1 protein-coding gene is annotated in these 12,654 nt (G+C 69.3%); it reads left to right on the forward strand.

The annotated features are described in order from the left end of the window. The first annotated feature begins 138 nt into the window (after positions 1-138). A complete protein-coding gene (locus G6N55_RS01430) occupies positions 139-12,645 on the forward strand; it encodes a type I polyketide synthase (protein WP_085220358.1) in 12,507 nt (4,168 codons plus the stop codon). Positions 12,646-12,654: the final 9 nt, after the last annotated feature.

Raw genomic sequence — 12,654 nt, forward strand, 5'->3', positions numbered from 1 at the left:
TTGGCCATACTCACCAGCGACATTCTTGGGTCGGGATGCTGCACGACGCCGCTTCGTGCAGCAACTGCCGTGACTCGGCAGCCGGTGGTTGGCATCCCACGTTTGGGAGAGACCAAATGGTAGGCAAGGGGTACTGAGGTGGATCAACTCCAGCATGCGACCGAGGCGCTGCGCAAAGCGCTGGTCCAGGTTGACCGCCTGAAGCGCACCAACCGTGCGCTGCTGGAGCGCTCGAGCGAGCCGATCGCGATCGTCGGCATGTCCTGCCGCTTCCCGGGCGGGGTCGATACACCCGAGAGCCTATGGCAAATGGTGGCCGACGGTCGCGATGTGACCTCGGACTTTCCCACCGATCGCGGCTGGGATCTGGCGGGCCTGTACGACCCCGATCCCGACGCCCGGCACAAGACCTACGCCCGCACCGGAGGTTTCGTCGACGGCGTCGCCGACTTCGACCCCGCGTTCTTCGGCATCGCACCCACCGAGGCCCTCGCGATGGACCCCCAGCACCGGATGCTGCTGGAGCTGTCGTGGGAGGCATTGGAGCGCGGTGGGATCGACCCCAGCGGGTTGCGCGGCAGCGCCACCGGAGTGTTCGCCGGCCTCATCGTGCAGGGCTACGGCATGCTCGCCGAGGAGATCGAGGGCTACCGGCTGACCGGTATGACCTCCAGCGTCGCCTCCGGGCGGGTGTCGTATGTGCTGGGGCTGGAGGGCCCGGCGGTATCGGTGGACACCGCGTGTTCGTCGTCGCTGGTGGCATTGCACATGGCGGTCCAGTCGCTGCGCTCGGGCGAGTGCGACCTGGCCCTGGTCGGTGGTGCCACCGTCAACGCCACGCCCACCGTTTTCATCGAGTTCAGCCGGCACCGGGGGCTCGCTCCGGACGGCCGGTGCAAGGCCTACGCCGGAGCGGCCGACGGGGTCGGCTGGTCCGAGGGCGGCGCCATGCTGGTGGTGGAGCGGCTCTCGGACGCGCGCCGGCTGGGCCATCCGGTGCTGGCGGTGGTGCGGGGTTCGGCGGTCAATCAGGATGGTGCTTCCAACGGGTTGACCGCGCCCAATGGTCCGTCGCAGCAGCGGGTGGTGCGCGCGGCGTTGGCCAATGCCGGGTTGTCTGCCGCCGAGGTCGATGTGGTCGAAGGCCACGGCACGGGCACCACCTTGGGCGATCCCATTGAGGCGCAAGCGTTGTTGGCGACGTATGGCCAGGATCGCAGCGAGCCACTCTGGTTGGGCTCGATCAAATCGAATATGGGCCACACCCAGGCCGGCGCCGGAGTGGCCGGTGTCATCAAGATGGTGCAGGCGATGCGCCACGAGACGCTGCCGGCGACTCTGCATGTGGATCAGCCCAGCCCGCACGTGGATTGGTCGGCGGGCGCGGTGTCGTTGTTGGTCGAGGCGCGGCCCTGGCCGGCGGCGGATCACCCACGGCGCGCGGGGATCTCGTCGTTCGGGATCAGCGGCACCAACGCCCATGTGATCGTCGAGTCCGCCCCGGAGCAAGAACCACGGGAGCCGAGGGAGCCCGCCGCGACGCCCACCGTCGTGCCGTGGGTGCTGTCGGCGAAATCATTGCGGTCGTTGGCATCTCAGGCCAATCGGTTGGCCGCACACGTAGCCGCCGATGACCAGCTCGACGTCGCCGACGTGGCGTGGTCGTTGGCGGGCCGGGCGACCTTCGAGCATCGGGCCGTCCTGGTCGGTGGTGACCGCGACCAGTTGCTGGCCGGGCTCGCGGAATTGGCCGGCGACGACCCCGCGGGTTCGATCATCCGGGGCGCGGCGCTGCCCGCGGGCAAGCACGTCTTCGTCTTTCCCGGCCAAGGCTCCCAATGGGTGGGCATGGGCATCGAATTGCTCGATACCGCACCGGTATTCGCCCAGCAGATCGAGGCGTGCGAGCAGGCGTTCGCCGAGTTCGTCGACTGGTCGCTGATCGACGTCCTGCGTGGCGCGCCCGGCGCCGCGGGCATGGATCGCGTCGACGTCGTGCAGCCGGTGCTCTTCGCGGTGATGGTGTCGCTGGCCGAACTGTGGAAGTCGGTCGGGGTCAATCCGGACGCGGTGATCGGACACTCGCAGGGCGAGATCGCCGCGGCCTACGTGGCCGGTGCGCTGTCGTTGCGAGATGCCGCACGGGTGGTCACACTGCGCAGCAAACTGCTGCGCTCGCTGGCCCACTCCGGCGGCATGGTCTCGATCGCGTGTAGCACCGAGCGGGCGCGGGAATTGTTGGCGCCCTACGGCAATCGGATCAGCATCGCCGCCGTCAACGGCCCGTCCGCGGTCGTGGTGTCGGGTGAGGTCGCTGCGCTCGAGGAACTCATCGGCTTCTGCACCGACCTGGAGGTGCGCACCCGCCGCATCGATGTGGACTATGCGTCGCATTCGGTTGAGGTCGAGGCGATTCGCGACGAGCTGGCAGCGGCGCTCGCCGGCATCGAGCCGCGTTCCTCACGGGTCGCGTTCTTTTCCACGGTATCCGGAAGCCGTTTGGATACAGCCGGTTTGGATGCCGCGTACTGGTATCGCAACATCCGGCAGACGGTGCAATTCGACCAGGCGGTGCGCACCGCGTGCGAGCACGGGTACCGGACATTCATCGAGTCCAGCCCGCATCCCGCGCTGATCGCCGGCATCGAAGACACCTTCAACGACTCGGGCCTCGCCGGCGACGCCGATGCCATCGTCATTCCCACCCTGGGCCGCGACGACGGCGGCCTGAGGCGGTTCCTGCTGTCGGCCGCCGCAGCCTTCACGGCGGGCGTGAACGTGAATTGGCGCGGGGTGTTGGACGGTGCCGGCTTTGTCGAGCTGCCCACGTATGCCTTTGACCGGCGCCGGTTTTGGCTGTCGGGCGAGGGCATCAGTGCCGACGTCGCCGGCTTCGGACTGGGCGCCAGCGAGCATGCGCTGCTCAGCGCGGTCGTCGATCTGCCGGCCTCGGGCGGGGTGGTGCTGACCGGCAGATTATCGCCCAGCCTGCAGGGATGGTTGGCCGATCACGCCGTGTCCGGCACGGTCGTGTTCCCGGGTGCGGGGTTTGTGGAGCTGGCCATCCGTGCCGGAGACGAAATCGGATGTTCGACGGTCGACGAGCTGACGCTGCGGGCGCCGCTGATGTTGCCGGTCGCCAATTCCGGATTCGGTTCGGTGGCAGTGCAAGTCGTGGTGGGCGCGGAAGAAGAATCGGGCCAGCGCAGTGTTGCGATTTTCTCGCGCGCCGACGCCGAGTCCGCGTGGGTGTGCCATGCCGAGGGGGCGTTGAGCTCCGCTGCGGTCGAGCCGAGTGCCGATCTGTCGGTGTGGCCGCCGGTGGGTGCGGTCGCCGTGAACGCGGCGGACGGCTACGAGAAGCTCGCGGCGCGCGGGTACGGCTACGGCCCGGCGTTCCAGGGATTGACCGCCGCGTGGGTCCGCGGCGACGAGGTGTTCGCCGAGGTGCGGCTGCCGGACGCGGCCGGAGGCGTCAGCGGGTTCGGGGTGCACCCGGCATTGCTCGACGCGGCAATGCACTCCATGGTCATGGCGCAGGCGGCCGACGGCCCGGACGGCGACGTGGTGTTGCCCTTTGCCTGGCAGGGCATTTCACTGCATGCCGCGGGCGCGTCGGCGGTACGCGCGCGGATCGCGCCGGCGAGTCCGTCCGGGGTCTCGATCGAGCTGGCCGACGGGCTGGGCTTGCCGGTGCTCTCGGTCGCGACGATGGTCGCCCGCCCGGTCAACGAGCAGCAACTGCGCGCCGCACTCTCCAGCTCGGGCCCGGACCGGCTGTTCGAGGTGGTGTGGTCACCAACTCAGGCGGCGGCCGCTACCACTCCGGTTCCGTCGCACCAGGTGTTCGAATCCGTTGCAGGCGAGGACGATCCGGTGACGGCTACCTACCAGCGCACCCACCAGGCGCTGGCGGCCGTGCAGTCGTGGCTGACCGAACAGGACTCGGGAGTCCTGATGGTGGCCACCCGCGGCGCGATGGGGTTGCCGGGCGAGGACGTCACCGATCTGGCGGGTGCCGCGGTGTGGGGTCTGGTGCGTTCGGCGCAGACCGAGCATCCCGGCCGGATCGTGCTGGTGGATTCCGATGCGCCCCTTGACGATAAGACGACCGCCGCCGTCGTGGCCGCCGGCGAGCCGCAGGTATTGTTGCGCGGCGAAACCCGTTACAGCGCAAGGGTCAACGGCAGCCGCGCGGTCGACGGCATCCTGGTGCCGCCCGCCGACGGGCCTTGGCGGCTGGGCATCAGCAGCGCGGGCACCTTCGAAAACCTGCGCCTGGAGCCGGTTCCCAATGCGGGCGCGCCGCTGCAGCCGGGCCAGGTCCGAGTGGCCCTGCGCGCGATCGCCACCAATTTCCGCGATGTCATGATCACCCTGGGCATGTTCACCCACGATGCGCTGCTCGGCGGCGAGGGCGCCGGCGTGGTGGTCGAGATCGGGCCGGGGGTCACCGAATTCGCGGTCGGCGATTCGGTCTACGGATTCTTCCCGGACGGCAGCGGCACACTGGTTCCCGGCGACACGCGCCTGCTGCTCCCCAAGCCCGCCGACTGGTCCTACGCCGAAGCCGCCGCGATCTCGGCGGTTTTCACCACCGCGTACATGGCGTTCATCCATCTGGCCGACGTCAAGCCGGGCCAGCGAGTGTTGGTGCATGCCGCCGCCGGCGGCGTGGGCATGGCGGCCGTGCAGTTGGCTCGGCATCTGGGCCTCGAGGTGTTCGGAACCGCGAGTCGCGGCAAGTGGGACACGTTGCGGGCCATTGGCTTTGACGACGACCACATTGGCGACTCGCGCAGCCTGGAATTCGAGGAGAAGTTCCGCGCGGTCACCGGTGGGCGCGGCATGGACGTGGTGCTGGATTCGCTGGCCGGTGAATTCGTCGATGCTTCGCTGCGCCTGGTCGCCCCGGGCGGTGTGTTCCTCGAGATGGGCAAGACCGACATCCGCGACCCCGGCGTGGTCGCCCGGGAGTACCCGGGTGTCCGCTACCGCGCCTTCGACCTGTTCGAGCCGGGCCGTCCGCGGATGCACGAGTGGATGCTCGAGCTCGCCAAACTGTTTGAGACCGGTGTGCTGCGGCCGTTGCCGGTGACGACCTTCGATGTGCGACGGGCCCCTGCGGCGTTGCGGTACCTGAGTCAGGCCCGCCACATCGGCAAGGTCGTCATGACTGTTCCTTCTGGGCCGGCGGGCCCAGAAGGAGCCGGGACCGTCTTGATCACCGGTGGCACCGGGATGGCGGGTTCGACGCTGGCCCGCCACCTGGTGGCGCACCACGGCGTACAGAACCTGCTGCTGCTGAGCCGGCGCGGCGCGGACGCGGCCGGAGCCGCCGAGCTGGTCGCCGAACTGGAGGCGGCCGGGGCCCGGGTGAAGGTGGCCGCCTGCGACGCGGCCGACCGGTCCGCCCTGGCCGCGGTGATCGCCGACATCCCGGCACAGCACCCGCTCTCGGGGGTCGTTCACGCCGCGGGTGTGCTCGACGACGCCGTGGTCACGTCTCTGACACCCGAGCGGGTGGACGCGGTGTTGCGGGCCAAGGTGGACGCGGCCTGGAACCTGCACGAACTCACCCGCGAGCTGGATGTGTCTGTGTTCGTGATGTTTTCGTCGATGGCCGGCCTGGTGGGTTCATCGGGTCAGGCCAACTACGCGGCGGGCAACACGTTCCTCGACGGGTTGGCCGCGCATCGGCGGGCACATGGGCTGCCCGCGATCTCGCTGGGCTGGGGGCTGTGGGACCAGGCCAGCGAGATGACCGGCGGACTCGACGCCGCCGACCTCGCCCGACTGGGCCGCGACGGAATCCTGGCATTGTCGTGCGACGATGCGATGGAATTGTTCGACACGGCTTTGATTGTCGACGAGCCGTTCATCGCGCCCGCCCGCATCGACCTGGCCGCACTGCGGGCGCACGCGGCCGCGGTGCCGCCGATGTTCACCGACCTGCTCAACGCGCCGGCCCGCCGCCAGGTCGACGACTCGCTGGCCGCCGCGAAATCGAAATCCGCTCTGTCGCATCGCCTGCACGGGCTCTCCGAGCCCGAACAGCACGCCGTGCTGCTGGACCTGGTCCGCTCTCACATCGCGACCGTGCTGGGCAACACCACCGTCGAGGCGATCGACCCCGACAAGGCGTTCCAGGATCTGGGCTTCGACTCGCTGACCGCCGTCGAAATGCGTAACAGGCTGAAAACCGCTACCGGACTGGCGCTTTCGCCCACGCTGATCTTCGACTACCCGACGCCGAACGGACTGGCCGGCTACATCCGTCAGGAGCTCGCCGGGGTGCCGCAGGAAATCGCGCCTGCCCCGGTCGCGGCGGTCACCGGCGACGACCCGATCGTGATCGTCGGCATGTCATGCCGCTATCCGGGCGGGGTGACGTCTCCCGAAGACATGTGGGAGATGCTGGCCGAGGGCCGTGACGTGCTCACCGAATTCCCGAGCGACCGCGGCTGGGACATCGCCGGGGTGTACAACCCGGACCCGGACGTTCCGGGTACCTGCTACACCCGCACCGGTGGCTTCGTGGATGGTGTCGCGGACTTCGATCCCGCCTTCTTCGGCATTACGCCGAGCGAGGCACTGGCGATGGATCCGCAACAGCGGATGTTCCTCGAATTGTCGTGGGAAGCCTTGGAGCGAGCCGGGATTGAACCCGGTGCGTTACGCGGCAGCGCCACCGGCATGTTCGCCGGGATCTACACCCAGGGGTACGGGATCGGCGCCGCACCGACCGCGGAGGGTTTCCGGTTGACCGGGCAGTCCTCGAGCGTGGCTTCGGGCCGGGTGTCGTATGTACTGGGGCTGGAGGGCCCGGCGGTGTCGGTGGACACGGCGTGCTCGTCGTCGTTGGTGGCGCTGCACATGGCCGCGCAGTCGCTGCGTTCGGGCGAGTGCGACCTGGCCCTGGCCGGCGGCGTCACGGTCAACGCCACACCCGACATCTTCGTGGAGTTCAGCCGGATGCGCGGCTTGTCGGTGGACGGCCGGTGCAAGGCGTACGCGGGAGCCGCCGACGGCACCGGATTCTCGGAGGGCGGCGGCATGCTCGTCGTCGAGCGGTTGTCGGATGCGCGTCGGCTGGGTCATCCGGTGCTGGCGGTGGTGCGGGGTTCGGCGATCAACCAGGATGGTGCCTCGAACGGGTTGACCGCCCCCAACGGCCCGTCGCAGCAGCGGGTGGTCCGCGCGGCGCTGGCCAGCGCCGGGTTGTCCCCGGCCGAGGTCGACGTGGTGGAAGGCCATGGCACCGGAACCACGTTGGGTGATCCCATTGAGGCCCAGGCACTGTTGGCGACCTACGGGCAACACCGTGCCGAACCGCTCCTGCTGGGATCGATCAAGTCGAACATGGGTCACACCCAGGCCGCCGCGGGCGTGGCCGGTGTGATCAAGATGGTGCTCGCGATGCGCCACGAGCTGCTGCCGGCGACCTTGCACGTGGATCAGCCCAGCCCGCACGTGGATTGGTCGGCGGGCGCGGTGTCGCTGCTGACCGAGGCGCGGCCGTGGAAGGCCGAGTCGGCGGATCACCCTCGCCGCGCGGGGGTTTCGTCATTCGGCATCAGCGGCACCAATGCCCACGTCATCATCGAGGCTGCCCCCGCCGAGGTCGAGCAGGTCGTCGCCCAGCGCACGGCGCCGATGCTGCCGTGGGTGGTATCGGCAAAGTCCTTGTCGGCGTTGGGCGCTCATGCGGCCCGACTGGCCGCGTATCTGCGCCGCGCCGGCGAGCTGGATGTCGCCGATGTGGCGTGGTCGTTGGCGGGCCGGTCGAACTTTGAGCATCGCGCCGTCATCGCCGGTACCGATCGCGACCAGTTGTTGGCCGGCCTCGACGAATTGGCCACCGGCGAGGCCGGATCAGTCGTGCGGGGCACCGTCACAACCGGCGGCAAGACGGTCTTCGTCTTCCCGGGCCAGGGCTCCCAGATTCTGGGTATGGGGCGGGGATTGCACGCCGGGTATCCGGTATTCGCCGAGGCGTTCGACGCCGTTGTGGCGGAACTGGACCGGCACCTGCTGCGTCCCTTGCGCGACGTGGTCTGGGGCGACGACGAAGACCTGTTGAACACCACCGAATTCGCCCAACCGGCGCTGTTCGCGGTGGAAGTCGCTCTGTTCCGGTTACTCGAATCCTGGAGTGTGCGAGCCGATTTCGTGATGGGACACTCCATCGGCGAGTTGGCGGCGGCGCACATCGCCGGTGTCCTGTCGCTGGAGAACGCCGCGGTACTGGTGGCCGCCCGGGGTCGCTTCATGCAAGCGCTGCCGGCGGGCGGGGCGATGATCGCGGTCCAGGCCACCGAAGACGAAGTGCGCCCGCTGCTGGCCCCCTCGGACGGCGTCGGCATCGCTGCGGTCAACGGACCCGGCTCGGTGGTGCTCTCGGGCGATGAAGACGAGGTCAGCGCGATCGCCGAGCGGCTTCGTGCCGATGGCCGCCGCGTGCACCGACTTGCCGTTTCGCATGCGTTCCACTCTCCGTTGATGGATCCGATGATCGATGAATTCGGCACGGTCGCGGCCGGACTCGCCATCGGCAAGCCCACCATCGGCATCGTGTCGAACGTGACCGGTCAGCTGGCCGGGGACGACTACGCCACCGCGGCGTACTGGAAGCGGCACGTGCGCGAGGCGGTGCGATTCGCCGACAGCGTGCGATTCGCGCACTCGGCCGGCGCGACCCGGTTCCTCGAACTCGGGCCCAGCGGCGGACTGACGGCATCGATCGAGGAGACGCTTGCGGACGCACCGATCATCACGATGTCCGCGCTGCGCAAGGATCGCCCGGAGCCGGACACCCTGACCAACGCGCTCGCGCAGGGGTATGCCGCCGGGATGGAGGTGGACTGGCGCGCCGCGATCGGCCGGGCCAATTTCGTCGAGCTACCCACCTATACCTTTGAGCGACGCCGCTTTTGGCTCGCCGGCGACGGCGCCCGGGCCGACGCGGCCGGCCTGGGCCTGGTGGCCGGCGAACACCCCTTGCTGGGTGCGGTGGTCGAGTTGCCGGCGTCGGGCGGAGTTGTGCTCACGGGCCGGTTGTCGCCCGGCCTGCAGACCTGGCTCACCGATCACGCCGTGGGCGGCGTCGTGCTGTTCCCCGGAGCGGGATTCGTCGAGTTGGCGATTCGCGCCGGCGACGAGGTGGGCTGCGGAGTTGTCGAGGAGCTGAATCTTGCGGCGCCCCTGGTGTTGCCGGCCGGCGGGTCGGTCGCGGTCCAAGTGGTGGTCGGCGGTGCCGACGACGCGGGCGCCCGTGCGGTGTCGGTGTTCTCGCGGGCCGAGGCGGGATCCGGCTGGTCGCTGCACGCCGAGGGCGTGCTGCGCGCGGGGTCGGCCGAACCGAGCGCGGACCTGTCGGCCTGGCCACCGCTCGGTGCGGTTCCGGTCGACATCGGCGACGGCTATGAGCGGCTGGCCGAGCGAGGATACGGGTACGGGCCCGCGTTCCGCGGCCTGACCTCGATGTGGCGTCGCGGCGAGGAATTGTTCGCCGAAGTGACGCTGCCCGCGGATGCCGGGGTGTCGGTGGCCGGTTTCGGTGTCCACCCGGTGATACTCGACGCCGCGTTGCACGCGGTGATCCTGGCGTCCGGGGACGAGATCGCCGAAGGCTCGATGATGGTGCCGTTCTCCTGGCAGCAGGTGACTCTGCACGCCGCGGGCGCGGCGGCGGTGCGGGCGCGGATCGTCCCGGTGGGCGATCAGGCGGTCTCGATCGAGCTCGCCGATGGCCTTGGACTGCCGGTGCTTTCGGTGGCTTCGATGGTGGCCCGGCCCGTGACCGATCAGCAACTGCTGGCCGCGGTGTCGAACTCGGGTCCGGACCGGCTCTTCGAAGTCGACTGGATCGCGCAGCCGTCGTCCTCGGTGCCGCCGGTATCGGTATCGGCTTGGGGAGCACCGGAACCCGAGGCCGTCGAGGGACAACGGTCGGCCGTCGTGTTCGAGTCCGCGCCGGTCGCCGATGACATCCTGACCGGGGTGTACGGCGCCACCCGCGCGGTGCTGCCGGTGTTGCAGTCGTGGTTGGCCCGCGAAGGGGCGGGGACACTGGTGGTGGCGACCCGGGGCGCGATGACGTTGCCGGGGGAGGACGTCACCGATCTGGCGGGTGCCGCGGTGTGGGGTTTGGTGCGTTCGGCGCAGACCGAGCATCCGGGTCGCATCGTGCTGGTCGATACCGACGGACCGCTCGACGACGAGGCGGTGGCCGCGGTCCTGGCCGGCGGTGAGCCGCAGGTGTTGCTGCGTGGCGCAACGGTATACATCGCCCGCGTCCACGGCAGCCGCGCCGTCAGCGGTCTGCTGGTGCCGCCGGGCGACGGCGCGTGGCGGCTGGGCATGAGCAGTCGCGGCACATTCGAGAACCTGCGACTGGAACGGATCCCCGACGCCGACGCGCCGCTGGGGCCCGGACAGGTTCGGGTTGCGCTGTCGGCCATCGCGGCCAACTTCCGCGACGTGATGATCGCGCTCGGTCTCTACCCCGACCCGGACGCGGTCATGGGTATCGAGGCGTCCGGAGTGATCGTCGAGACTTCATCGCCGGATGACCGCTTCGCGATCGGCGACCGCGTCATGGGCCTGTTCCCCGACGGAACCGGAACGATCGCGGTCACCGACCAGCGACTGCTGGCCAAGGTGCCGGCCGGATGGTCGCACACCGCCGCCGCGACCACCACAGTGGTTTTCGCCACCGCCTACTACGCGCTGACGGATCTGGCCGCGGCCAAGCCCGGCCAGCGGGTGTTGGTGCACGCGGCCACCGGTGGCGTCGGGATGGCCGCGGTGCAACTGGCCCGGCACCTGGGTCTGGAGGTTTTCGCGACCGCCAGCCGCGGCAAGTGGGACACGTTGCGGGCCATGGGCTTTGACGACAACCATATTTCCGACTCGCGCAGCCTGGAATTCGAGGACAAGTTCCGGGCGGTCACCGCGGGACGTGGCGTGGACGTGGTGCTGGATTCACTGGCCGGCGACTTCGTCGATGCTTCGCTGCGGCTGGTGGCCCCGGGCGGGATCTTCCTCGAGATGGGCAAGACCGACATCCGGGAGCCCGGCGAGATCGCGCAGGAACATCCGGGTGTGCGGTATCGCGCCTTCGATCTCTTCGAGGCGGGACCCGAGCGGATTCAGCAGATGCTCGACGAGCTGGCCGCGCTGTTCGGCGACGACGTGCTGCACCCGTTGCCGGTGACCAGGTTTGACGTGCGACGCGCCCCGGCGGCGTTGCGGTACTTGAGTCAGGCTCGCCATGTCGGCAAGGTCGTGATGAGCATGCCGGACGGCTGGCTGGCCGGCACGGTGCTGATCACGGGTGGGACCGGGATGGCCGGTTCGGCGCTGGCCCGCCATGTGGTGTTCCGGCATGGTGCGCGCAATGTGGTGTTGGTGAGCCGGCGTGGCCTGGATGCTCCCGGTGCCGCGGAGTTGATGACCGAGCTCAGCGCGACCGGCGCCCAGGTGCAGGTGGTCGCGTGTGATGTGGCCGATCGCGAGGCGCTGGCCAAGGTGATCGCCGATATCCCGGTGCAGCGACCGCTGTCCGGCGTGATTCATGCGGCCGGGCTGCTCGATGACGCAGTCATTTCCTCGTTGACCCCGCAGCGGGTGGACGCGGTGTTGCGGGCCAAGGTCGATGGGGCGTGGAACCTGCACGAGTTGACCCGCGCCCTGGATGTCTCTGCCTTCGTTCTGTTTTCGTCGATGGCCGGGTTGGCGGGAGCGTCGGGTCAGGCCAACTACGCGGCCGCCAACTCGTTCCTGGACGGCCTGGCCGCGCACCGGCGCGCGCACGGCCTGCCCGCGATGGCGTTGGGCTGGGGCTTGTGGGATCAGACCAGCGCCATGACCGGCGCGCTGAGCGCCGCCGATCGGGCCCGGTTCGGCCGGGACGGCATCGTCGCGATGTCGTCGGATCAGGCACTGGAATTGATGGACACCGCACTGATCGTCGACGCGCCGTTCCTGTTACCCGCCCACATCGACCTTGCGGCGCTGCGGGTGAAGTTCGACGGGGGAACGTTGCCGCCCATGTTCGTCGATCTGATCAACGCGCCCACCCGGCGCCAGGTGGACGATTCGCTGGCTGCGGCCAAGTCGAAATCGGCTCTGCTGCAACGCCTCGAGGGTCTGCAGGAGGATGAGCAGTATGCCGTGCTGCTGGATCTGGTGCGCTCCAACATCGCCACCGTGCTGGGCAACTCCAGCCCCGAGTCGATCGATCCGGACCGTGCGTTCCAAGAGCTCGGCTTTGACTCGCTGACCGCGGTCGAGATGCGCAACCGGTTGAAGTCCGCCACGGGTCTGGCGCTTTCACCGACGCTGATCTTCGATTACCCCAACTGCGCCGCGCTGGCCGGCTACATGCACTCCGAGCTCGTCGGGACGTCGGAGGAAAGCACTCCGGCCGCCGCGCCCGGGGAAGCCGACATTCAGCGCGTCGTGGGCTCGATTCCGGTGAAGCGACTGCGGCAGGCGGGCGTGCTGGAATTGTTGCTCGCGCTGGCAGCCGAGGACGGCACCGCGCAAGCGGCGCCGGTCGGGGAGAGCACCGAAAAGGACATCGCGGACATGGACCTCGAGGCCCTGGTCAATGCCGCGTTGATGGACGACGACGAATAGCCATGAAAA

Source organism: Mycobacterium florentinum (assembly GCF_010730355.1).
GTDB classification, from domain to species: domain Bacteria; phylum Actinomycetota; class Actinomycetes; order Mycobacteriales; family Mycobacteriaceae; genus Mycobacterium; species Mycobacterium florentinum.